The sequence below is a fragment of the Nitratireductor aquibiodomus NL21 = JCM 21793 genome, assembly GCF_000615975.1.
In the GTDB taxonomy this organism is placed as follows: domain Bacteria; phylum Pseudomonadota; class Alphaproteobacteria; order Rhizobiales; family Rhizobiaceae; genus Nitratireductor; species Nitratireductor aquibiodomus.
Genome location: NZ_BAMP01000005.1, coordinates 1 through 23,367, shown reverse-complemented (window position 1 = coordinate 23,367; position 23,367 = coordinate 1). Strand labels below are relative to the sequence as shown.

Annotated in this window: 23 protein-coding genes and 2 pseudogenes; 22 read left to right on the top strand and 3 right to left on the bottom strand. The window is 60.8% G+C overall.

Annotated features, from left to right (window positions below; all coding sequences use genetic code 11):
• Positions 1 to 3: 3 nt before the first annotated feature.
• From JCM21793_RS02505 to JCM21793_RS02445, 16 genes and pseudogenes are all read left to right on the top strand, one after another.
• On the top strand, positions 4 to 843 hold the full coding sequence (locus tag JCM21793_RS02505) for a dihydroorotate dehydrogenase electron transfer subunit (RefSeq protein WP_244439632.1): 840 nt from the start codon (positions 4 to 6) through the stop codon (positions 841 to 843).
• Positions 837 to 1,781 carry a dihydroorotate dehydrogenase gene (locus JCM21793_RS02500; protein ID WP_025029354.1) on the top strand — a complete coding sequence of 315 codons (945 nt, stop codon included), beginning with the start codon at positions 837 to 839 and terminating at the stop codon, positions 1,779 to 1,781. Before JCM21793_RS02505 ends, JCM21793_RS02500 begins: the two co-directional genes overlap by 7 nt.
• Positions 1,778 to 2,740, top strand: a complete 963-nt coding sequence (locus JCM21793_RS23715; protein WP_244439631.1) for a M20/M25/M40 family metallo-hydrolase — start codon at positions 1,778 to 1,780, stop codon at positions 2,738 to 2,740. Before JCM21793_RS02500 ends, JCM21793_RS23715 begins: the two co-directional genes overlap by 4 nt.
• On the top strand, positions 2,653 to 3,060 hold the full coding sequence (locus JCM21793_RS29980) for a M20/M25/M40 family metallo-hydrolase (RefSeq protein ID WP_244439630.1): 408 nt from the start codon (positions 2,653 to 2,655) through the stop codon (positions 3,058 to 3,060). Before JCM21793_RS23715 ends, JCM21793_RS29980 begins: the two co-directional genes overlap by 88 nt.
• Positions 3,061 to 3,161: 101 nt before the next feature.
• On the top strand, positions 3,162 to 3,857 hold the full coding sequence (locus JCM21793_RS02490; RefSeq protein WP_025029353.1) for an orotate phosphoribosyltransferase: 696 nt from the start codon (positions 3,162 to 3,164) through the stop codon (positions 3,855 to 3,857).
• 19 nt (positions 3,858 to 3,876) lie between these two features.
• The gene (locus tag JCM21793_RS02485; RefSeq protein ID WP_007010759.1) at positions 3,877 to 4,203 is read left to right on the top strand and encodes a hypothetical protein; all 327 of its coding nucleotides are present in this window, start codon (positions 3,877 to 3,879) and stop codon (positions 4,201 to 4,203) included.
• Positions 4,204 to 4,374: 171 nt separating this feature from the next.
• A complete protein-coding gene (locus tag JCM21793_RS02480) occupies positions 4,375 to 4,860 on the top strand; it encodes a TRAP transporter small permease subunit (RefSeq protein WP_007010760.1) in 486 nt (161 codons plus the stop codon).
• Entirely contained in the window at positions 4,857 to 5,816 is a 960-nt protein-coding gene (locus tag JCM21793_RS29665; protein ID WP_202901393.1) for a TRAP transporter large permease subunit, read from the top strand. Before JCM21793_RS02480 ends, JCM21793_RS29665 begins: the two co-directional genes overlap by 4 nt.
• Positions 5,774 to 6,406, top strand: coding sequence for a TRAP transporter large permease subunit (locus tag JCM21793_RS29660; RefSeq protein ID WP_202901392.1), 633 nt, complete (start codon positions 5,774 to 5,776; stop codon positions 6,404 to 6,406). The genes JCM21793_RS29665 and JCM21793_RS29660 overlap by 43 nt, the downstream gene beginning before the upstream one ends.
• Positions 6,407 to 6,430: 24 nt before the next feature.
• On the top strand, positions 6,431 to 7,489 hold the full coding sequence (locus JCM21793_RS02470) for a TRAP transporter substrate-binding protein (RefSeq protein ID WP_025029352.1): 1,059 nt from the start codon (positions 6,431 to 6,433) through the stop codon (positions 7,487 to 7,489).
• A 102-nt stretch (positions 7,490 to 7,591) separates the two neighbouring features.
• Positions 7,592 to 7,993 carry a hypothetical protein gene (locus tag JCM21793_RS02465; protein ID WP_155983362.1) on the top strand — a complete coding sequence of 134 codons (402 nt, stop codon included), beginning with the start codon at positions 7,592 to 7,594 and terminating at the stop codon, positions 7,991 to 7,993.
• 65 nt (positions 7,994 to 8,058) lie between these two features.
• Positions 8,059 to 8,553: a copper chaperone PCu(A)C gene (locus JCM21793_RS23700; RefSeq protein WP_025029350.1), complete on the top strand. Its 495-nt coding sequence runs from the start codon at positions 8,059 to 8,061 to the stop codon at positions 8,551 to 8,553.
• Positions 8,553 to 9,156 (top strand): annotated as a pseudogene (locus tag JCM21793_RS23695) (SCO family protein). Before JCM21793_RS23700 ends, JCM21793_RS23695 begins: the two are co-directional and overlap by 1 nt.
• Positions 9,157 to 9,166: 10 nt before the next feature.
• Positions 9,167 to 10,168 (top strand): PepSY-associated TM helix domain-containing protein, encoded by a 1,002-nt coding sequence (locus tag JCM21793_RS31140; protein ID WP_306306726.1) that lies wholly within the window; start codon positions 9,167 to 9,169, stop codon positions 10,166 to 10,168.
• Positions 10,165 to 10,593, top strand: a complete 429-nt coding sequence (locus JCM21793_RS31135) for a PepSY domain-containing protein (protein WP_306306725.1) — start codon at positions 10,165 to 10,167, stop codon at positions 10,591 to 10,593. The genes JCM21793_RS31140 and JCM21793_RS31135 overlap by 4 nt, the downstream gene beginning before the upstream one ends.
• Positions 10,594 to 10,683: 90 nt before the next feature.
• Positions 10,684 to 11,058 carry a hypothetical protein gene (locus tag JCM21793_RS02445; RefSeq protein WP_025029349.1) on the top strand — a complete coding sequence of 125 codons (375 nt, stop codon included), beginning with the start codon at positions 10,684 to 10,686 and terminating at the stop codon, positions 11,056 to 11,058.
• A gap of 14 nt (positions 11,059 to 11,072) precedes the next feature.
• Here JCM21793_RS02445 and JCM21793_RS02440 read toward each other — a convergent pair whose 3' ends face one another.
• A complete protein-coding gene (locus tag JCM21793_RS02440) occupies positions 11,073 to 12,083 on the bottom strand; it encodes a sugar-binding transcriptional regulator (RefSeq protein WP_051556101.1) in 1,011 nt (336 codons plus the stop codon).
• A 209-nt stretch (positions 12,084 to 12,292) separates the two neighbouring features.
• Between JCM21793_RS02440 and JCM21793_RS02435 the strand changes: the two genes are divergently transcribed.
• The 5 genes from JCM21793_RS02435 to JCM21793_RS02415 are packed head-to-tail and all read left to right on the top strand — an operon-like array spanning position 12,293 to position 17,973.
• Entirely contained in the window at positions 12,293 to 13,273 is a 981-nt protein-coding gene (locus JCM21793_RS02435; protein WP_025029347.1) for an ABC transporter substrate-binding protein, read from the top strand.
• A gap of 12 nt (positions 13,274 to 13,285) precedes the next feature.
• A complete protein-coding gene (locus tag JCM21793_RS02430; RefSeq protein WP_007010769.1) occupies positions 13,286 to 14,989 on the top strand; it encodes an ABC transporter permease in 1,704 nt (567 codons plus the stop codon).
• Positions 14,977 to 16,056, top strand: a complete 1,080-nt coding sequence (locus tag JCM21793_RS02425; RefSeq protein ID WP_007010770.1) for an ABC transporter ATP-binding protein — start codon at positions 14,977 to 14,979, stop codon at positions 16,054 to 16,056. Before JCM21793_RS02430 ends, JCM21793_RS02425 begins: the two co-directional genes overlap by 13 nt.
• Positions 16,056 to 17,243 carry an MBL fold metallo-hydrolase gene (locus JCM21793_RS02420; protein ID WP_036539389.1) on the top strand — a complete coding sequence of 396 codons (1,188 nt, stop codon included), beginning with the start codon at positions 16,056 to 16,058 and terminating at the stop codon, positions 17,241 to 17,243. The genes JCM21793_RS02425 and JCM21793_RS02420 overlap by 1 nt, the downstream gene beginning before the upstream one ends.
• Positions 17,221 to 17,973, top strand: coding sequence for a 5'/3'-nucleotidase SurE (locus JCM21793_RS02415; protein WP_007010772.1), 753 nt, complete (start codon positions 17,221 to 17,223; stop codon positions 17,971 to 17,973). Before JCM21793_RS02420 ends, JCM21793_RS02415 begins: the two co-directional genes overlap by 23 nt.
• Positions 17,974 to 17,988: 15 nt before the next feature.
• Here the strand turns inward: JCM21793_RS02415 and JCM21793_RS02410 are convergent, their stop codons facing one another.
• Together JCM21793_RS02410 and JCM21793_RS02405 are read right to left on the bottom strand one after the other, a co-directional pair.
• The gene (locus JCM21793_RS02410; RefSeq protein ID WP_370671620.1) at positions 17,989 to 20,952 is read right to left on the bottom strand and encodes a dermonecrotic toxin domain-containing protein; all 2,964 of its coding nucleotides are present in this window, start codon (positions 20,950 to 20,952) and stop codon (positions 17,989 to 17,991) included.
• 184 nt (positions 20,953 to 21,136) lie between these two features.
• Positions 21,137 to 22,816, bottom strand: coding sequence for a Na/Pi cotransporter family protein (locus JCM21793_RS02405; protein ID WP_007010567.1), 1,680 nt, complete (start codon positions 22,814 to 22,816; stop codon positions 21,137 to 21,139).
• Between the two features lie 138 nt (positions 22,817 to 22,954).
• Between JCM21793_RS02405 and JCM21793_RS29085 the strand changes: the two are divergent.
• A pseudogene (locus JCM21793_RS29085) lies at positions 22,955 to 23,367 on the top strand (hypothetical protein); the annotation flags it as partial.

Genomic DNA, 23,367 nt, shown 5'->3' with positions numbered 1-23,367 from the left:
GGCATGTCAGAAAGGATTGAGCCGATGGACGACGTGCCGTCAATCAAGGCTTTCGAGCTGCCGCTCTCGGTCAAGAGCAACGAGCCGGTCAATGACGAATATCGTCTTCTGGTTCTTGCGGCGCCACACGACATATTGAAGCGTTGCCGTGCAGGGCAGTTCTTTCATCTCCTGTGCCCGCAGGCGGGTGGTGAGACGCCATATCTGCGCCGACCTATGAGCATTTACGGCTTCTATCCCGAGAAGGGGGAGCTGCATTTTCTCTACAAGGTGACGGGGGCGGGCACCCGTGCGCTGGCCTCGCTGGCGCTGGGCGACAGGCTTAATGTTCTCGGCCCTCTCGGCGAGCCCTTCACCATTGCCGATGACTGGCAGAACCTCGTTCTGGTGGCGCGCGGCGTCGGGCTTGCCACGCTTGCACCGCTGGCGCTGGAGGCCAACCGGCTTGGCCGCAAGCTCACGGCCATCTGTAGCGCGCGCCATCCCGATTATCTGATGTCGACGGATTATTTCGCGTCGCTGGGCGCAGACGTCATAACCCTGACCGATGCGGAAGGCACGTCCGATCTGGACAATCTCGAAAAGGTTATCGAGGGGTTGATCGCGGACGGGCGCGCCGACGCATTCTACACCTGCGGGTCCAACCGCATGCTCAGGCTGTTGCAGATCATCGGCGAACGCCGCGGCATTCCCGGCCAGATCGCGCTGGAACAGCAGATGGCCTGCGGCATTGGCATGTGCCATTGCTGCGTGCGCCCGTTCAATCGCGGCGACCGGCAGGTGCATCTGCGCGTGTGCCGCGAAGGCCCCGTCTTCGACATGATGGAGGCGATTGCATGGTAGATCTTTCGGTCGATATTTCCGGGCTCAAGCTCAAGAACCCGATCATGCCGGCATCCGGCACCTTTTCCGAGGATCTCGCGGAGGTGTTCGATCTGGACCGGCTGGGCGCGCATGTGACCAAGACCATCACCCGTGGCTGGCGCGACGGCAACCCGACGCCGCGCGTCTGCGAGGTGAACGGATCGATGCTCAACTCGATCGGCATTCCGAGCAAGGGCGTCGGTGCCTTCATCGAAAAGGTCGTTCCGTTCTACGCGCATTACGAGACGCCGCTCGTCGTCTCCATTTCCGGCAACACGGCGGATGAATTTGCAACCCTGTGTTCCGAGGTGAGCGTTCCCGGCGTCGCGGCTATCGAAGTGAACATCTCGTGCCCGAACATCGAGGAAGACGGCAAGGCATTTGCCATTCGTCCGTCCTCGACCCATGACGTGATGCGCAAGCTGCGCGCGGCGACCGAGTTGCCGCTGTGGGCGAAGCTCACCCCCAATACGGGCGAGACCTCGGAAGTAGCGCGCGCCGCGGAAGAAGGTGGCGCCGATGCGCTGGTGGTGGCCAACACCATCCTGTCCATGGCCATCGACATCAACACACGCCGGCCCAAGCTCGGCAATCTCATGGGTGGCCTGTCGGGCCCCAGCCTGAAGCCCATTGCGCTGCGCATGGCTTATCAGTGCGCCCGCGCGACCGGCATTCCGGTCATCGGCTGCGGCGGCATTTCCACCGTTGAAGACGTGATCGAGTATCTGATCGCCGGGGCATCCGCCGTGCAGGTCGGCACCGCCACCTTTATTCACCCGACGATCATGTTGTCGCTGATCGATGGTCTGGAAGACTGGCTTTCCAACCAGGGGCTTTCGTCGGTGAAAGACCTGATCGGCACGGTGATCGATGGCGAACAGGACGAGGCCGTCGTCTTCATGGAAGCGGCGCCATGAACGCGCAACCCGCTCCGTTCGCCGACGTTCGGGCGCAGGACCATGCGCTCGCCGCGCGCCTGTTCGATGATGTCGCGCGCATGTCTCCGGATGTGGAAGGCGTCAGTCGTCCGGCCTTTTCCGAGATCGAGACGCGGACGCTGAAATATCTGGAGGATGTGGCGAAGGCCGAGGGGCTGGCGGTCTGGTACGATGCAGGCTGTAACGCGCTTTTCTCGCTTCCGGAGGATCGCGATGCCGAACGTTTCGTCGTCGTCGGCTCCCATGTGGACAGCGTGCCTTTCGGCGGAAACTTCGACGGGCTCGCCGGTGTTGTCGCGGGGCTCATTTGCCTGATCCGGGCTCGGCGCGAGGGGCGCCGCTTTGAAAAGCCGGTGCATGTGCTCGCCATGCGCGGCGAGGAAAGCGCCTGGTTCGGCCCGTGCTATATCGGCTCGAAAGTGCTGACGGGAACGCTTGCAAAGCGCGAGCTTGAAGAAACCCACAAGGGCGATGGCCGCACGCTCGAAGCGCATATGGCTGATATCGGCCTGCCGGTCGAAGATGTCCAGGCGCAAAAGCCGTTGATGGATGTCAGCCGTATCGAGGCCTATCTCGAACTTCACATCGAGCAGGGGCCGCTCCTGATCGGCAAGAACATTCCGGCAGCCGCTGTCTCGGGTATTCGCGGCAATATCCGCTACCGCTCGATCACCTGCCACGGCGAAGCCGGCCATTCCGGCGCGGTGCCCAAAGCTACCGGCGCGATCCCGTTCTGGCGATGGCCGATCTTCTGGTGCGGCTCGACGAGAGCTGGACGACGATCCTCAACAAGGGCGACGATCTGGTGCTCACAAGCGGCATCGTGGCGACCGATCCGGAAAAACACGCCATGTCGCGCATTCCCGACAGCGTGTCCTTCAGCCTCGACATGCGCAGCCAGAAGCCGGAAACGCTGGACGACATGCGCGCCCTCTTGAAGAGCGAGATGAAGGAGATCGAACGCGACCGACGGGTGCGTTTCGAGCTTGGCGAAGAGCTCCGTGTCGAGCCGGCGCTGTGCGACAGGGGGCTCGTCGCCGGCCTCGAAGAGGCCATGCGCCAGGTCGGACAGGAGCCTTTCGTCATGCCGAGCGGCGGCGGGCACGACGCAGCCGTGTTTGCCGCCGCCGGCGTTCCTTCCGCCATGGTGTTCGTGCGCAACCGCAACGGCTCGCACAATCCTCAGGAAGCGATGGAGATCGACGATTTCCTTGCTGGTGTGGACATCCTTTCTGCCTTTCTTGCGAGGGCGGAGTAGGCGTGTGGTTTCTCCCGCACGCGAATCCCTGCATTGCCGGGCTGGCTCAGGCAGGAGATAGCTGTTAGCGAAAAGGCCCGATCAACGAACAGGACCACGATATGTTCTCCAACACCTTTCCCGATCAGACTGCCATTTCGCAGATGGTCGCCCGCATGCTTCTGGAGATCGAGGCGGTGCATTTTCGCGCCGAGCAGCCGTTCACCTTCACATCTGGTCTTGCAAGTCCGGTCTATATCGATTGCCGCAAGCTGATTTCCTATCCGCGCGTTCGCGCCGCGATCATGGATTTCGCGGCATCGATCATTTTCCGCAATGTCGGCTTCGAGCAGTTCGACGCCGTGGCGGGCGGCGAGACGGCGGGCATTCCCTTTGCCGCCTGGCTTGCCGAGCGCATGGGGTTGCCCATGCAATATGTGCGCAAAAAGCCGAAAGGCTTTGGCCGCGATGCGCAGATCGAGGGCGCGTTGAACGAAGGCGCGCGTGTGCTTCTGGTCGAGGATCTGACCACCGACGGCGGCAGCAAGATCAAGTTCGCCGAAGCCGTGGCGCGCACCGGCGCGCAGGTCACCGACACGTTCGCTGTCTTCTACTATGATATCTTCCCCGACACGCCGAAGCGGCTTGAAGCCGCCGGCATGCGCCTGCATCATCTGGCCACCTGGTGGGATGTGCTCGCCGTCTGCAAGGAAGAAAACCGCTTTTCGCCGGAAACGATCGCTGAGGTCGAAAAATTCCTGAATGCGCCAACCGAATGGTCGGCGAACCATGGCGGCATTTCAGAACTGCCGCAGTAAATCCCAAAGGACCTGGATCATGTTTGATACGTTTTTGAAGGATCTGAACGAGCAGGGCGGAAGCGTTCGCGCCTATGAAGGCTGCGCGGTCAAGGCCCATGCCCGCATCACCAGCGAGCCGGAAAACGCCGCTGCCCTTCTGCTCATCGCCTATGCCGCCCAGCGCTTTGTAGAGGCCTATGACGATCAGCCGCTCACCATGACGGCGGCGGACGAAGAGCTGGAGCTCTTCACCGAGATCGTCAACACGCTCGATGCCGCCTACAGGGATGGAGCCGAGGACGCAAAGCTTGCGGCCCTCAACAAGGCTTCGGCGCGACTGGCCGCCACGATCAAAGCCGGATAACAGGCTTCAAACCACTGGCATGTCACGCGCTCGCCGGATATCTCCGGCGAGCGATTTCGTTGCGCGCCGGTTTCGACCAAATAGCCGTTTCCTTTCCTCCACGCATGCGATAGCGTCGCGCCCGAATTCGCATGGGAGCCGGGTTTGCATCTGTATTTGAGGTTTTGCGCCGTGCTGGATCGGCTGGCGACGGCGTTTTGTGTCATTGCCTGCCTGGCTCTGACAGCCAGCGTGCTTGCCATCGTGGTGATGCGCTATGGTTTTGGCATCGGCTTCATCGAGCTGCAGGATTTCGCTTCCTACACATTTGCCGTGCTTCTGATCTTCTCCGTGCCGGTCTGTCTTCGCAGGGGCGGGCATGTGCGCGTTGAGGTTCTTTCTGAGAATCTTTCACCCACCTACGCGCGTATCGCGGATGCGGTTGCGGTGCTCCTGTTTCTCATACCGGTGTTCGGGCTGATCATCTGGGCCGACTGGGCGGACCTTGCCTACTCCTGGTCCATCCGCGAGGCTTCGGTTGAAACGGGCGGGCTTCCGGGGCTGTTCATCGTCAAGACGGCCCTGCCGCTCGGGGCTGCGATGATGATCCTGCAGGGTATTGCGATGGTGCTCGCGCCGGACGCACAACGCACCGCCGAAGACGAGCCGGCCCTATGACCCTTTCCGAACTCTTTTTGTGCCTGATGCTGGTCGGGCTGTTCGCCGGCATTCTGAGTGGCATTCCGGCCATGCTCGCCATTGCCGGTGTGCCCTTCGTCGTCGCGGTCATTGCCAGCCTCTTCGGCGCGTTCGATCTGTCTTTTCTCGATTTCTTTCCAAGCCGCGTCTGGGGCGTGATGAGCAACACGCTTTTGATGTCGGTGCCGCTCTTCATTCTGATGGGGGTGGTGCTGGAGCGGTCGCAGCTTGCCGAGCGCATGCTGGAAGTGCTGCGTGAAATGCTGGGCGCATCGCCGCGCGGCCTTGCCCTTTCCGTGTTGCTCTTCAGCGCGCTCATTGCGGCGTCCACCGGCATTGTCGGCGCGACTGTCGTCATGCTCGGCCTCGTCAGCCTGCCGGCCATGCTGCAGGCGGGTGTTTCGCCGCGCGTGTCGAGCGGCATCATCTGTGCCAGCGGCACGCTTGGGCAGATCATTCCACCTTCCATCCTGCTCGTGCTTCTGGGCGACCAGATCGGCAACACCTATCTGGAGGCGCAGCAAAAGGCCGGAAACTTCGCGCCTGATGCCGTTTCCGTGGGCGATCTCTTCGCCGGCGCGCTTTTGCCGGGGCTGCTGCTTGTCGGTCTCTATGGTATCTATATCCTGTTTACTCTGCGCGGCGCGCACGCGGCCATTGAGGATACCGGACGCAAGCGGGTTCCGCTGAGCCGTATTCTGGGCGTCTTCCTGCCGCCGCTCCTGCTAATTCTGGCAGTGCTGGGGTCCATTCTCGGCGGTGTTGCGACCACAACGGAGGCGGCGGGACTGGGTGCCGTGGGCACGATCCTGCTGGCCGGTTACACGCGTGGCGGTGTTGGCCGGGCGGGGCGGGCGTCATCCTCTCTGCCGTTGTCGCGGGCGGCGTGCTGGTGCTCCTGCGCGCTTTCGGGTTTGTACCGCCATCCGGGCTAGGCACACCCGCTGGGTTCATCGCGCTCCTTGCTGCCACGCTGATCGCTGCGGGCGTCGTTTTCGCTGGCTGGCGGCTGATGCGTACGGATATTCTCGTTCCCGCCGTCATCGATACGCTGCGCATCTCCGGCATGGTGTTCGGCATTGTCATTGCCGCGTCCATGCTGTCGCTGGTGTTTCGTGGTTTTGGCGGCGATGAGCTGGTGGCCGGTTTTCTGGAGCAGGTGCCGGGCGGCAAGTGGGGCGCGCTCGCGCTCGTCATGGTGGTGGTTTTCTTCCTTGGCTTCATTTTGGAAGCCGTGGAGATCATCTACATCGTCGTGCCGCTGCTCGGCGCGCCCATTCTGGCAACGGATTTTTCGCCCGTCTGGTTTGCCGTCCTGCTCGCCATGAACCTGCAGACCTCGTTTCTGACGCCCCCCTTTGGCTTTGCACTTTTCTATTACCGCTCGGTTGCGCCGCGCAGCATCACGACGATGGAGATTTACCGCTCGGTGATCCCGTTCGTGGCCATACAGCTTGTCGCTCTGGCGCTTCTCATCACATTCCCGGCTGTGGTTACATGGCTGCCGGACATGCTCTTCAGATAGTCGTTGTTCAGGAGGAAACCCGACATGAAACGCAGAACATTCCTTACGGCTGGGGCTGGTGCCACGGCTGCGGCGCTCGCCACACCAGCCATCGCGCAGGGCAAGATCGAGTGGAACCTGCCCACCAGCTTCCCCAAGAATGCGCCGGGCGTGGGCACGAATGTCACCAATTTCGCCGAGAAGGTGGCAGCCATGTCCGATGGCCGGCTGAGCTTCAAGGTCTTCGGTGGCGGCGAGCTGGTGCCGCCGTTCGGTGTTGAAGATGCGGTGCAGCAGGGCAAGGCCCCGGTTGGCCACAACCCGCCCTATTATGCCGCCGGCAAGAACCCGTCGCTTCACTGGTTCACCGCGGTGCCCTTCGGCATGACGGCGGCTGAGCACTATGCGTGGCTGCGCTATGGTGGTGGTCAGGAGCTATGGGACGACATCTACGCCCAGCGCAACCTGAAGCCGCTCTATTCCGGCAATTCTAACACGCAGAGCGCCGGCTGGTTCAAATCCGAGATCAATTCGCTGGAAGACCTCAAGGGCCTGAACATGCGCATCGCCGGTCTCGGTGGCGAGATGTATCGCAAGCTCGGCGTCAACGCCGTTCTCATGCCCCCGCCGGAAATCTTCCAGGCGCTCCAGTCCGGTGCGCTCGATGCTGCGGAATGGGTCGGGCCGTTCCTCGACCAGGCGTTCGGCCTGCAGAAGATCACCAAGAACTGCTACCTGCCGGCCTATAACGAGCCGAGCGCGGCACTTGCCATCGTCTTCAACAAGGACGCATGGGCCGAGCTTTCGCCAGACCTTCAGGCGATCTGCGAGGCGGCGGCCCTCGCGGCCAGCCAGGAGGCGCTGGCCCAGTTCGACTACCACAACGCCCGCGCCATGGCCGCGCTCGAAGCCGAGGGCGTCATCTTCCGCGATGTCCCGGACGATGTGGCCGAAGGCCTCAAGAGCGCGTGGGAAGAGGTTCGTGATGAACTGACCGCACAGAGCGAGGACGTTGCCCGCGTGCGCGAGAGCTACGACACCTTCCTGGCCGAAAGCGTGAAATATGCCAACGCCATGAACATGCCGCTTCTCAAGCGGCGCTAAGAGAAGCAGCTTTTGCAGTGGGCGCGCGTTTTCGCCCACTGCAATCCTAAGTGCAGCATTCGTCGCAGTGACACGTCTTCCGAAATGTGTCACGAAGCTTCCATGAAACTCATGCGTGACATGCTGAAGGATCGCCTTGCGACTGGCCTGATTGCCGGTCTTCTGGCCTATTTCCTCATCATGCAGGGTTTTGCCGCCGCCTTCGCCCAAGGGACGATGGCAGGTACTGGCGGCATTCCCGGTTTCATCATCTGCACGCCGAGCGGCATTGGCCTTGCCGAAAGCGATGATCCTGCGCCGGCGCGCAGCGCGCATGAGTGCTGCACCACGCTCTGCCAGGCAGGCTGTGCCGTATCGCCGGCCCTGCCGGGTGAACATGCGGGGCTAGACTGTGCCTCCCGTGATGCTTTCTCCATTGCGCGCCTGCCAGGTGCGCTGGTTCTTCATCCGGTTGCGCTTGGCTTTCTTGCAGAGGCGCGCGCGCCACCGGCTTTCTCCATCTGACGCATTGAATCATGAAAACGTCCACGGGTGACCGTGGCCGGTATCTGCGCTTATGGAGACAAGACATGCGCATTTTGACCCGTACCCTAACGGCTGCAATGCTGTTCATTGCCGCCCCCGCATTCGCTGGCGATTACACGCTCGGCAAACTGGAGCTCGACCAGCCCTGGACCCGTGCGACACCGCCCGGTGCCAAAGCTGCGGGCGGCTTCGTTACCATCGTCAATGGTGGCGAAGAAGACGACCGCCTGGTCAGCGCCGAGGCCGCTTTTGCAGGCCGCGTGGAACTGCACACGATGGACATGACCGATGGTGTCATGAAGATGCGTCATCTGCCTGATGGCATCCTGGTGCCGGCAGGCGAGGCGGTCAATCTCGCACCGGGCGGTCTGCATGTGATGTTCATGGAACTGAAGAAGCCGATTGCCGAGGGAGCGCCGGTTCCCGTCACGCTCACCTTCGAGAAGGCGGGTTCAATCGAGGTGGAGATGTCTGTGGCGAAACCGGGCGCACCTGCCCCTGAAGGCCACAGCCACATGCACAGCGAGAGCAAGAGCTGATGTCTCGCCGCTCGCTTTCAATCCTGGCCGGCGCGGTTCTCGCGCTGGTCCTTGCCATCGTGGCTGTGGCGACGATGAACATCACCCCCGGTGGCAGGGCCGGCGGGGGAACCGGCACCGCCGATATAGGCGGTGCGTTCACGCTCACCGGAGAGGACGGAGAGACCGTCACCGAGGCTGATTTCCTTGGCAAGCCGACGGCGATTTTCTTCGGTTTTACCTTCTGCCCGGATGTTTGCCCGACCACGCTTTTTGAGCTGTCAGGCTGATCGAGGCGTTGGGCTCCGACGCAGATAAGCTGAATTATGCGTTCGTTTCGGTCGATTGGGAAAGGGACGGACCGAGGACCTTGCCCGCTACACATCAAGCTTCGACGATCGGATCAGGGGGTTGGCTGGAACCGAGGAGCAGATCGAGGCGATCACCAAAGCCTATCGGGTCTATTACAAGAAAGTCCCGACGGAGGATGGGGACTACACGATCGATCACTCTGCGTCGGTCTATCTGATGGACGCCACAGGCGGCTTCGTTGGCACGCTGTCCTACGGCGAGGCGCACGATTCCATGCTGGAAAAGCTGAAGCGTCTGGCAACGCAGAGCTGAGGGGGGGATTATGAGCAATACCGATACACAGGCGCTTCCCGGCCTGCCGACGCACGAGGCGACCGGCAAAACGCTGACGCGCAAACTCTATCTGGCGGCATGGCGCTGGCATTTCTATGCCGGTCTCTACGTGGCGCCTTTCCTGGCGATGCTCGCCATTACCGGGCTGATCATGCTCTGGGTGAGTGCCATAGACGGTCGGGACGGCGAGAAGATTGCCGTGACGCCACAGGGTGAACAGACCAGCATTCTTGCACAGGCCTCCGCCGCACAGACAGCGCTGCACGAAGGCCATGTGGTCGAGTATATCGCGCCGACCGCAGCCGACCGCGCCACCGTTTTCCGCGTGGACAGCGGGGGTGAGGCGAAGATGGTTGCTGTCGATCCCTACACGTCCGAGGTGCTTCAGATCTGGAGCCGTCAGGCCGGCTGGTACGACTTTGCGTCAGACATTCACGGAACGCTGCTGATCGGCGATCTGGGTGACCGGTTGATCGAAATAGCCGCCGGTTTCGGCATCGTCCTGATCGTGACCGGGCTTTATCTGTGGTGGCCGCGTGACGGGCAAGGGCTTGGCAAGGCGCTTCGCCCCGATCTCGGTGCGCGGGGCCGCTCGTTCTGGAAGTCGCTGCACAAGACCACCGGGCTCTACGTCGCGGTGCTTCTCGTTGTGTTTCTCCTCAGTGGGCTTTCATGGGCCGGCGTCTGGGGAGAAAAATTCGTCCAGGCATGGAGCACCTTTCCGGCGGAGAAATGGGACAATGTGCCTCTTTCCGAGAAGACGCATGCCTCGCTCAATCATGGAGCGATCAAGGATGTGCCCTGGGCGCTGGAGCAGACGCCGCTTCCTGCGTCAGGATCTGATGCAGGCCGTGCCGGACTGCCGGCTCCCGGTCCATTCAATCTTGATGAGATCGTCGCGTTCGGGCGCAGCTTGGCTATGAGGGGCGCTTCCGCGTCGCCACGCCGCGCGGTGATACGGGCGTGTGGACGCTTGCTCAGGATTCCATGAGCAACGATTCCACCGACCCCGCGTCCGACAGGACGGTGCATATCGACCAGTACACCGGCAATGTTCTCGCTGATGTGGGCTTCGCCGACTATTCGCCGGCGGGCAAGGCGATGGCAGTCGGTATCGCTTTCCACGAAGGCGACATGGGGCTGTGGAACCTTGTGCTGAACACGGTTTTCTGCCTGTCCGTTATCTTCCTGTCGGTCAGCGGCCTCGTCATGTGGTGGATGCGCCGGCCCTCGCGCGCGCTGCGGCTCGCCGCTCCACCGCTACCGGCCAACCTTCCCCTGTGGAAAGGGGCGGTGGTCGTGATGCTTCTGGTGTCACTGCTGTTTCCATTGGTGGGCATCACGCTGCTGGCGCTTCTTGCGTTTGATGTGCTGGTGATCCAGCGTGTTAAACCTCTTGCACGCCTTCTTGCCTAACGCGTTGTTTGAAAGTGGTATCGCCGGGCGGCGCTTTCCGATTGAGCGCCGCCCGCTCTCGTCCTATGATCGCCGCGAATGGAGAGTGCGATGCAAAGCGAAAAGCCCCCGAGAGTTTCGTCTCTGATCAACAAGGTTCTGGCCAATGCGCCGCAGCCGAACGATATCCGCCTTCTGGCGCAGCGCCTGCATGACCACGCGCTCGAGCCGCGCTCGACGCCGGAGGAGACGCAGGCGCTTGTCACGGACCTGGGTTACAGGAACATCGCGGCTTTTTGCGAGGCGGCCGGTCTTCCAAGCCATCTGGCGGATCGCTGGGAGCGCTTTGGTATTTCCGGTGAGATGCGGCAGGTGCTTCTGCTGCTGGCGGCCCAACGCCGCGCCATGGTTGAGGCGGTGCGCGAGTTCGAAACCATTACCCATGTCGGTCTCGATGATTTCATGCGTGAGCGCGGCCTGATCTGATCGCCTGCCTGCTTTCAGAGCCGGTCTTCATCTGCCTTTTCAAGCAGCATCCTTGCAGTAGCGGCATCCGTGATGAGTGCCGCGGCAGACACCGTGCGCAGGGCCGCCAGGATTGCGGAAACCTTCTGTTCGCCGCCGGCAGCGAGAATGACATGTGGAATGCGTGCCACGACATCGAGATCGATGGCCATGATCCGCTGGTTCACCTCATGATCGACCATCTGTCCCGCCGCATCCACGAAATAGCAAAGAATGTTGGCCACCGCGCCCCTGTCGCGCAGCGGTTCGATCAGCGCTTTCGGCACGATGCCGTGACGGAAGATCGTCGCGTCGGGTGAGATCGCGCCCACGGTCAGGAGCGCCATATCCGCCCTGGCGGCGCGCTCGCGCACGTCACGCAGGGATGGCTGTTCCCACAGGCGCTCGCGCAGGTCTGGATCATCCACCACCACCGGCGCGCTGATCTGGTAGCTGTCCACTTTGAAGCGCTCCGCCACCTTGGTGGCGACAATGGAGGGATTGACCCATTTGGAATGTGGCAGGCTGCCCACGAGACCGATCACGGTCGAGCCGGTCAATTCGCGCTGCGCCATGAAGCTCAGGCTCGAATGCAATGTCGCGCCGCCGCCAATCGCCAGCGTCATGCCGGGCGTCATCTGCTCTTCGAGATAGCGCGCCACGGCATGCCCGATTGCCCGCTCGAGATTGTCTTCTTCCTCCGGAGCGGGCACGACGATGGCGCTTTTCAGGCCCCAGCGCTTTTCCAGCTTGCGCTCCAGCGCGACCTGCTCGGCCGTATCGGCGTTGATCGTGGTCACCACCATATGGCTCTCTGCACTGGCCGCCAGCGCCCGCATCACCTTCATCCGGCTCACATTGAGCAGGCTGGCGATCTTTTCCTGCGTCAGGCCTTCCACATGGTAAAGCCAGGCCATCTTCACATTGATGTCGGCGGAAGACAGCGTCGGCTCGTCTGCCGGCTTTTTTTTGCTTTTTCTCGGCACGCCGGTGATTCCCTCTCTCATCGCGCAATGATTTTAGCACAATGCGACTCTGCCCGCGGTTCATTTGGCCGGCAAATATGCGAAATTTTATTGCGTTCTTTTGTTATTGACGAAAAACATATGTTCATATTCAATGTCCGAGCGCTTTTGTTACAAGCCTGTCATATTGCGCATGCAGGGGAGGAGCTCCGGTGCGAGATGCCCGGAGATGCAAACAGAGGAGTTATCCCATGGGACGCCAGTCCACGATTCGTTCGGTTGCCTTTGCAGCCGCACTGCTCACATCCACCGCCGCTTTCGCCGACAACCTCGTGCTCTACACGTCGCAGCCCGACGCTGACGCCGCCGAGACGGTTGACGCCTTCAAGGCCGCCAATCCGGGCGTCGAAGTCGAGATCTTCCGCTCCGGCACCAGCGACCTGATGACCAAGCTCGCCGCAGAGTTTGCCGCCGGCAGCCCGCAGCCGGACGTGCTTCTGATCGCCGATGCAGTCAGCATGGAGACGCTCAAGAAGGACGGCCACCTGATGGCCTATCCGGAAGCCAATGTGGAAGGCTTCGAGGAAGCCGCCTATGACGCCGAGAAGACCTATTTCGGCTCCAAGCTCATCACCACCGGCATTGCCTACAACACGGCAGCGGCCGAAAAGCCGGAGCATTGGTCCGATCTGACGGGCGAGGCCTACAAGGACCTCACCATCATGCCGAGCCCGCTCTATTCGGGTGCTGCAGCCTATCTCCTGTCCGCCTTCGTCAATCGCGACGATCTCGGCTGGGACTATTTTGAGAAGCTGAAGGAAAACGGCCACGTTGCCGTGCGCGGCAATGGCGCTGTTCTGAAGTCCGTCGCCAGCGGTGAGAAGGCCTATGGCATGCTCGTCGACTTCATGGCCATGAACGCCAAGAAGGACGGCTCGCCCATCGAGTTCGTGTTCCCCGAGGAAGGCGTGACCGCCGTCACCGAGCCGGTCGCCATCATGTCGACCGCCAAGAACCCGGACGTAGCCAAGAAATTCGTCGACTTTATTCTCTCCGACGATGGTCAGAAGCTGGCGCTCAAGCAGGGCTATCTGCCGGCGAAGCCTTCTGTCGGTTCGCCCGACTGGCTGCCCGAGGGCACCGAGATCAACGTCATGAGCGTTGATGTGAAGAAGGTTGTCGACGAGATCACCGGCAACAAGGAGAAATTCTCCTCCATGTTCGGCGGCTAAGGAAAAACCTTAATGACCGCAATTCGTAAGGAACGTCAGGGCCAGGATATGGCCCTGACAGCGGGGATCGTCGCGCTTATCGTCATCTTTTCGCTGCTGCCCATGGCGCGGCTTTTGCAGGAAGTCATCCTGCCCGGCGGTCAGTTCTCGCTTGATGTCATTCGCAATGGTCTGATCGACGACACGACCTGGCGCGCCACCTGGAACACGCTGGTGGTTGGCCTGGGCGGAACGATTTTCGCCCTGGTGCTCGGTGTGGCTGTTGCCATTCTCGTTTCGCTGTCGGATGTGCGCCAGCGTCAGGCTTTCGTCTTGTGCTTCGTCACACCGCTCATGATTGCGCCGCAGGTGACCGCGCTCGCCTGGCTGCAGCTTTTCGGCCCCTCCAGCCCGCTTCTGAACATGCTGGGCATGGCGCCGCCGCTCGGCACGCGCAATCCGCTCTATTCGCCGGAAGGCATCGTCTTCCTGCTCGGCATCCAGTATGCGCCGCTCGTCTTCCTGATCGTGCGTGCCGGCATGCGCAAGCTGCCGCGTGAGCTGGTCGAGGCCGCGCAGTCCAGCGGTGCTGGCTGGGTACGCGTGCTTGGCACCATCATCCTGCCGCTCATGACGCCCTCCATAGTGGGCGCGGCAGCACTCACTTTCGTTTCCTGCGTCGGCAATTTCGGCATTCCCGCCTTTCTGGGTATCCCGGCAAACTATCTTGTCCTGCCGACGCTCATCTATCAGCGTCTGGCCGGTGGCGGACCGGATGTTCTCTCCGATGTCGCATTCCTTTCGGTGCTCATCGGCGTCATCGCCATGGTCGGCATCGTCATGCAGGACCGCATTGCGAGCCGGCGCGATTTCCGCATCACCTCCACCTCGCTGCCTGCCGCGCCATACCAGCTCGGTGTCTGGCGTGTGCCGGTGGAACTCGGCATGTGGGCGCTGATCGCGCTCATTCTCGTGCTGCCGCTGGTGGGACTCATCCTCACATCGCTGGTGCGGGGCTATGGCGTGACACTGACGGCTGAGACGGCCACGCTGGAGAACTACTATTTCGTGATCTTCCAGCATGCGGCGGCAAGCCGTGCCTTTCTCAACAGTCTGTATCTCTCGGCAGGGGCGTCCATCTTCGCCGTCTTCGTGGCGATCCCGCTCGGCTATGTGATCGCCTGGGGCAACAAACGCTGGATCAAGGCACTCAACCTTGCCATCGAGCTGCCCTATGCGCTGCCGGGCGTGGTGCTCGCCATCGCCTCGCTGCTCCTGTTCCTCAAGCCCATGCCGATCACAGGCATCCAGATTTACAACACGGTCTGGATCATCCTCTACGCCTACCTCGCGCGCTTCCTGATCCTGGCGGTCAGGCCGACGATCACGGGCTATTTTCAGCTCGACCGGGCGCTTGAGGAGGCTGCACAGGTAGCCGGCGCAGGACTGTTCACGCGCATGCGCACCATCATTTTCCCGCTCATCGCTCCGGCGGCCATTGCCGGCGGCCTGCTGATCTTCATGACAGCGCTGTGCGAGCTGACGGTGTCGGCACTTCTGTGGTCCTCCGGCTCGGAAACCATCGGCGTTGTCATCTTCTCTTTCGAACAGGGCGGGGATTCCAAGTATGCGGCGGCGGTTTCCGCCATCATGGTCGCAACCACCTTCCTTCTGATGCTGCTCGCCAGCCTCTTTGCAAACAAACTACCGGACGGAGTTCTTCCATGGCGGGACTGAGCATTAAGAACGTCACCAAGACTTTTGGCGAGGCGAAGGCCCTCGACAATGTCTCCATCGATGTCGCGGATGGCGAGTTCCTTGCTGTCCTCGGTCCCTCGGGCTGCGGCAAGACCACGCTCCTGCGCATGATCGCCGGTTTCGAGACCGTGACCGGCGGTAACATCCATATCGGCGATCGTGAGGTCTCGTCGGCCGAGGCGAACGTCCCGCCGGAAAAGCGCCGCGTGGGCATCGTCTTCCAGAATTACGCGCTCTGGCCGCACATGAGCGTGTCCGAGAACATCGGTTATGCGCTCAAGGTGGCGCGCGTCCCCCGGGCAGAGCGCGAGGAGCGGGTGAAGAATGCGCTGGCGCTCGTCAATATGGAGCAGTATGGCGACCGCCGTCCGGCAAACCTGTCCGGCGGTCAGCGGCAGCGCGTGGCGCTGGCGCGCTGTCTCGTGGCAGAGCCACGGCTGGTGCTGTTCGACGAGCCGCTGGCCAATCTCGATGTGCATCTGCGCGCCTCGATGGAGGACGAGTTCGCCGACTTCCACAAGCGCACGGGCACGACCATTCTCTACATCACCCACGACCAGGCCGAGGCCATGGCGCTGGCAGACCGCATCGCGGTCATGGATCATGGCCGTCTGATGCAGCTTGCCACGCCGCGCGAGCTTTATCATGAGCCGGCAAATGAGATGGTCGCCTCCTTTATCTCGCAGGGCATGGTGCTGCCGGCGAATGTCGAAACGGCGGAAGCCGACGGACAGTGCCGCGTCACCGTGCTTGGCCAGGAGCTGGTGGTGCGTTGTCGAAAGGGCGAGAAGCCGCGCAAGGATGCGCGCATCTGTTGCCGCGCATCGCAAATCCAGTCGGTTGGCACCAGCCAGCCCGGTTTCGAAGGCACCATCACACGGGCGGTGTATCGCGGCGGTTCGGCGCGCATCGAGTTCGAGCCCGAGGCGGCGCCCCATCTCGGCCTGCATTTTGATCAGCCCGATCCGGTGTCTTTCGCGGCGGGAGAGCGCGCCAGGCTTGCCATCACATCGGGTTGGCTGATCCCGGCTGATGGGGCCGCCTGATGTTGCAGGTCGATCTTCAGGGCGGGTTCGGTGAGAAAGGGCGCACCAGCGTCGCCGTCAGCGACGGCAACACATGCATCATGCTCGATGCCGGCATAAAGGTGGGGGCGACAGGGGACGAATACTACCCTGTGCTCGCCCGCCCGGTTGGCGAGATCGACGCGCTTTTCATCTCTCATGCCCATGAAGATCACATCGGCGCGCTCTGCCATTTGCTGCGGCAGGGTTACGCCGGGCCCATTTACATGACCGAGGAAACACATTCGGAGATGCCGGCGACGCTCGCGCAATATGCGGACGCCGCCGATCTGGCAGAGTTCCCGCCGCGTGCGCAGCAGATCCGGCTGTTTCGACCTGGCGAAACGGTGTCCGTCGGTGCACTGAATGTGTCGACCGGTGCCTCCGGCCATGTGGTTGGTGGCGTCTGGTTTTGTGTCGAGGGGGCGGGAAAGCGTGTGGTGTTTACCGCCGACATCGTCCCCGAGAGTGCTGTTTTTCCAATGCAGGCTTTGCCCGTCTGCGACCTTCTCGTTCTCGACACGTCCTACGGTGCCGACCCTATTCCGGGGGCGGAGCGTGCGCGACAGATCGGAGAATGGGTCGCCGGATATGCCGATGGCTGTCTCCTTCCGACGCCGCTCTCCGGTCGCTCACTTGAGCTGATTGCGGCCATCGACGTGCCTTTTGCAATCGAGGCCGGCATGCGTTCAGCGCTGTCAGCGCAAATCCTGGCGCCGTCTGCCGTTCATCAGGATCGCGTGTCGATCCTTTCCGAGCGGTTGGAGGCCGCGCGCGACTGGAATGTAGGCGATCCGCTGCCGGACTGTCCGCTTCTGGTTCATGATGGCATGGGTGTCGCAGGGCCGTCGCGCCCGGCGCTTGCCGCTGCAGAGGCTGCGGGCTTTCCCATTCTCCTAAGCGGACATCTGCCGGCAGGCTCGCCCGGCGCGCGGCTTGTCGATGAGGGCAAGGCTGCCTGGATACGCATGCCAACACACCCAACACTGCCCGAGAACATCGCCCTGTGGGAGGCGGCTGGCCGCCCGCGACTTATCGGCCATTCCTGCGATGCTGCCGCGCTTGATGCGCTCTGTCAGCACATTCCCGCCCTTCTGACCGGTGCCCGCACCGGTGACACCTATCAGATTGATGAAGAGACGATACATGCGCATTCTGATTTCCAATGACGACGGCATCGAGGCTCCCGGCATTGCGCTGGCAGCTGAAGCGGCATCACTCCTGACGGACGATGTCTGGGTGGTCGCGCCGGACGGCAAACGCACCGCCGCCGGCCCGTCGCTAACGGTCGCCCGGCCGCTCACCATGCGCCGTCTCGGCGAGCGCCGCTTTTCCTGCTCGGGCACGCCGGCGGACTGTATCGTGACCTCCATGGGCTGGCTCTTCAACGACGGCAGGAAGCCCGATCTCGTTGTCGGCGGCGTCAATGACGGGCGCAATGTCGGCGAGGATCTTGCCTATTCCGGCACGCTTGGCATCGCCCGCGAAGCGACCTTCTGGGGCATTCCCGCGATCGGGTTCTCCCGCGTGAAGGAGGCGAATGTGCGTGAAGGAGACGCGGCATGGCTGGCTCGCTTCATCGAGCGCCTCTGGCAGACACGCAATGAGTGGTCTCTCGAAGGTCACTGGCTGAGCGTCAATCTTCCGGCAGATCTTCCGGCATCCGTCTCCCAGCCTTCGATCGGCCGGGATAAGATCGCCCGCAAGGTGGAGGTTCTGCGTGAGGACGGCGATGAGATCGAACTGGTTGTGCCGCGCGGTCGCGAGCATGCAAGCCGAAAGGGCGATGAGAACAGTCTCATCGCCGAGGGTTTCGCCACGGTGAACCGGCTCAACTGGTTCGGCGAAACCCAGCTTGCAGGCGCCTTCATGGAAGGGCTCAGATCGGCGACGAAATAGTCTGTGCACACGGCATTAGCGGTTGTTCGTCTGATATTCTTTCACCCATTCCGAAGTGCGTTGTTGTCTGGATTGCGATGTCCCCGTGATCGATGTCTCGTCAAAGCGGGTTCTGATCATCTCTTCTCCTGCGTGACCTTGCGTTTCAGCAAGCCATGCATCTGGTATCGTCAGGTTTTCTGGCTCATCTGCATTGTTCAGCCAAATCTCATTCAACCATTTTTGGACGCGCGTTTGGAACGCTTCCTGAAAATCGGGAGGAGTTGGGGATTGAGAGGGGGTGTTTGCTTCAATGACATCTTCCGGTTCTTCTATTTCTTCCGGCATCTCGTGCTGCATCGATCGTGAGGAGCCCGGTTGCGGTTCTTCAACGGCGGTGCCAGTGGTGGGAATACCATCCACCCATTCCTGGGTGCGCTTCTGCCCACGTTTTGTCATATCGAGAGATTTGAGGCTGTCGCTGGCTTCGCCAGTTGCCATGGAACTTTCTGGCAACTCTGGCGGCGGGCTCGCATCAAGAGTGATCCGCCCTAGCCTGAAATCTTCGTAGACCTGGAGAGGGATGCCGTAAGTCGTGTTGACTGAGCGGGAAGCGGCAAGCTCTGCGATGGTTTTTCTGATGTTCTCGTCTGAAGAGTCCAGCAGATAGACGTTCTTGGCTGGCGGTGGCGGAAAGTGCACTTCATCCAGGAATTCGTAGTCGTAGCCTCCACCGTCTACGAAAGAGCCCACTTTCCTGCCTTCTGTCACGATGGCATATTGATACATGACACCGTCAGCCGAGTCGTATTGCCAGATGTCCAGCACATTGTTGCTGGCGGCGAGAGATGCGCTACCAATGGTTGCTGGCCTCTCGAGCATGTTGACAACTGCGTGGAAATCTCGGGATGGGCGAAACCAGCCAGCCGCAAGAAGCTGGTCGGGTCTTAGATTGTCCACGCGATAGACGAGGTGATAGGTGCCGATCCGGCCGTTTTTTTCGGCTTCACGGCCCAGGTCCTCGAGTTTGAACCGCAGCGCATCCACACGTTCCTTCATGGCTTCGATCTGGTCGAGAGCAGCACTTTCGTCCGCATCCGCGATGACATAGTAACCACGTCTGTTCAGCGATTGCTTGATTTGGGCTGCGCGCTGACCCTGATAGGGGGGGCGATCAGGACCGGCACCATTGGCGGTTATACGCTTCCAGCCACCATTGCCATCCCCATGCAGAATCGCCACGGACTTTCGTGTTTCCGGGTCGATAACGTTTACGTAGCCATCACGCAGCTTGAAGTCGCTTCTGATTTCGTAGACGCGGGAAACGCCTGTTGTGTCGCTGTGTCGAATAAAATACCGCTCGCCTGACTGATAGATGTTCGCACTGTTTGGAGTGCGCCCGTCGATAAGCGACGGATCAACCTCATGGTCGGATATATTTCCGATACGAAGCGGCTGTTCCCCGGCAGGGGGACGGACGGCCGAAGCCGGAATTGTGTCGCCACCGCCAGCAGAAACCGGCTCAGCTCTTGAAAGAGCTCTGACGGCGGCCCCAAGGGCCGTTCCCGCGAGCAGGGTGCTTCCTGTCGAGACGACACCGACAGCACCTGCTTTCCGCTCTTCGTAGGTATCTCCTGCGACCGCCTGCTCAGTTTCGAGAACAAGTTCGCTCCCCATGGTGGTTGCCAGTGTTGCAAACTCGAGCTCGGGGGCGAGCATCAGGATCGGCCAGAACACCTTGTTGAATGTGCGCAGGTTCCCGATCCAGATGTCACGCGTGACTTCGCTGTCGGACTTGATCAGTATGTCGGCGTCGGAAAGGCTCCGCTGCCGCATGTTTTCTGCAAGCTCGGAGAACAGGTTGTCAGAATAGGGGCGGTTCTTGGAATCAACACCGGTGCTCCAGGCGCCTGACCCGAGCTTCTCCAGGCCATTGGCAACGCCCGTGTACCAAAAGCCATCCTGTAGATTATAGAGTGAAAAATGGTGCGAGAGTCGCGTGCGCTCCTCCGGAGACGCTGCCATCTCCCTGACCCAGCGGTCGAGCGCCTCTTCACTGCCGAACTCATGGAATGATGGCGCTTCGCCCGGAATGTAGAGCACCGTGTGCTGGTTTGAGCGGGTGAACCGGACAATGTCGCTGGAAGGGTAGCCGTTTATGTCGAAGGCCGTGACCTCTACGTTGTCCGCGCTTTCCGGTTCAGCGACGATCCCGTTGGAGAGCGCTGCCAGAAGCTGATCGACATCTGCTCTCGCACCTCGCATGACCATTATGACACCGGAAAGCGAAAGGTCCGACTCCTCAAGGGCACGCATCGCGGATACCGCGAACTGGACCTTGGCCAGAAGCACGATGTCGCCCTGATGGCTGGCCCAGAATTCGTTCAGACTGGAGAGAACCTCCGACTGGAAGTCGGCCTTCCATATAGCCTCTCGAAGACTGGAAGCCAAAACCCTGAATTCGTTCGGCGTTCCGTAGAAGCCCTCACCCGGCCCATGCGTGTAGACCCCTTCATAGGCATCCAGCGCCGTGGACTGGAGTGTCTGTCGCTCAGCACCGAAATTTTCGAGAAGCAGATTTGTCAACGATGTTGACGAGTTCGGTTCGCCCGTGTGCTCGACGCCGGTGAAACTGGTCTGGGATGAGACCGCCGAACTGAACGTGTTCAAATAGAGCGCGTCGGGATTGGCATCCTGTCCGGTCAGTTCTTTTATGATAGCGCTCATTCTCGCCCGCGCCATTGCGTGAATGTTGGGAAGATCCTGACGGACGGTACGGGAAACCCTGCTGATTTCCGACTGTTGTTCTTCCGTCAGAGTGCATCTGAGAAATTGCACATGGGGCGGTATGCGGAGGGTCGTTTCACGCGCATCGACGCGCGCTGGCGGTGACCTGGTTCCCTGCGATGGCCCTTCAGGGCGTTCCGCCAGCTTTCGCGCTGAAGGCGTCGTGATTCTTCCGTTTGGGTTATTGGTTATTATGAAGCCTGATTGTATCATTATATATCAATCCAAAACAAAACAAGTATTATTAATACTTATATTTATTTTTAAGATTTAATACTAATGATGAGGTTTGTCTATTTATTCAAAACTGCAATGAAGAAGAGAAATAGCCGACCCCGGTTTTGACAGGATCGGCTTTGATGTTTTGGGCTGCTGACCCCAAAAGGGGGAGTGGCTTTCAGGTCGCTTTCAGGCGCGAGCCGCTCAGCAGTCCACGCTCTTCGAGCACCGGATATGCAAATGTCGCCAGAAGCGAGTTGATCTGCTTCAGGTCGCGGATCGTATCAAGGTGGATCGAGCTTGTTTCCACGCTCTGTTCCGTGCCCTGTCTCAAGCGTTCGAAGTGGCGCTGGCTGGTTTCCTTCTCGACATCCCGCAGGCGGTCTTTTTCCATCACCAGCTCGCGCGCGGTCTCGGTGTCCTGGGTGACCAGCAGGTTGAAAGCCAGGCGTGCATTGGCAAGAACGGAGGCATGGAAACCGGCGAGCTCCCGCCAGCCTTCACTGGTAAACTCGACGCCGCGTTCCATCTTCTTCTGCACATGGGCGAGCATGTTGCGGACAATGATGTCGCCCACCTGCTCGAGTTTGACGCACACGCCGAGCAGTTCCTGGCAGCGTCGTGCATCGTCTTCCGTCATTTCATGGCGTGTGATGCGGGCGAGATAGAGCTTGATGGCCGCGTGGCGCCGGTCCACCGTATCGTCGACGGCGGCCAGTGCGGCGATCGATTTCCGATCCGCCTTTTCGTAGAGTTCAAGAATCCGGCACAGCATGAACTCCACCGTTTCGCACATGCGGACGGTTTCCCGCGTCACATTGGCGAGCGCCTGATGCGGTGTGTCCAGTGCCGTGACGTCCAGCGCGCTGGTTTCCGTCACTTGTGCTTCGCTTTCCTCACTGGCCCCTTCGGCTTCGCTTCCTGACTGCAGGGAGACCAGCGCCTGCGTCGCTTTGAGGATCAGGCCTGAAAGCGGAATACCGACAATCAGTATCAGCACGTTGAAGGCGATGTGTGTGTGGATGATGCGGTCCGCAGGGTCGCTGCCCAGCCGCTCCAGGCTGGGATCGAAGACAATGAAGGCCACCAGAAGCACAACGGACCCGAGGCCACGCATGAGGAGGTTGCCAAGGGGAACGATGCGGTAGCTTGGCGGTGAGCTCCGCGTCAGCATCGGTGCGATGAAGGAACTGCCGAGATTGACGCCCAGAACCATAACGATGCCGAGCTCGGGGGAGACGATGCCGCGCGCGGCGAACGTGGTCAGCAGGAGCACGGCGGCGATGCTTGAATGAAAAAGATAGGTGGTCACTGCGGCCAGCAGGAACGCGGTGATCGGATCGTCGGAGAGATATCCCACGATCAGCGGCACGATGGTGCTCTGCCTGAGTGGCTCAGAGGCCTCGCCCATCATTTCAAGCGACAGGATGAGCAGGCCTACCCCGACAAGAATACGGCCGAACTGGCGCCACTGCCGGCGTTCTGTCGCAAGAAAAATAACGGTCCCGGTGAGGATGCAGAGCGGGACGAGAAGTGTCAGGTCGAAGCTCAGTATCTTGACGACCAGCGCCGAGCCGACTTCCGCGCCCCGCACGGCCAGAATGCCCGACAGGCCCGTAACGATCCCGAGCCCGGCGAAGGAACCGATCAGAAGTGTAACAGCGGTCGAACTCTGCAGGGCGATGGACAAAGCCAGTCCCGTCAGAGCTGCGAGCACCGGGTTGCCCAGTGTCTGCCGCAGCCGTTGGCGCAGCACATTCCCGTAGGCGCGTTCAACGCCTGTTCGCACCATGCGCGTCGCCCAGAGCAGCAATGCCACTGCCCCGGCCATATGCAGAAAAAAGACGGAACCGCTCATATCGCCTCGAACAAGTCTAACACAAATCTGGTTCTGCAGAGAGCCTGAAGCGAATCCTGCCGGTGAATCGCGGCGTTTCCTTCAGGGCAGTCGAGCGAGCCAGGGCAGCATGTTACATTTGTTATTTCTATTTAGCAAATGTTCAATCTCGGTCGCCCTCGCTGGGCCGTCCGCCAGATTCCCGAGCAAAGCAAAAATCAGGTTGACCTATTGAGTAAAATAAACTCAAGTGAAAATGCATTTTCTGAACGGAAAGTGCAAGTAGTAATGGAAGATAATTTTATTTTAATAAAGGAGTTTGTTATGAATATTTCCGTAGAACGTCATGATAATCTTCATTCGCCATACAGTTATGGCGGCGGCGGCTCGTCGTTTGGAGCCATTGCGACGGGTGGCGGCTTTGGTCTGGCCGTGGGCAGCCCCATTGGAGCGGCCTTTGGCACTGCGGGTGGAGCGCTGGCTGGTGGCATCGCCGGCGGTGTTCTGGGGTCTGTCTTCCCCGTTGTTGGAACCTTCGCTGGCGCTGCGACGGGCGCCGGGCTCGGTGCGAC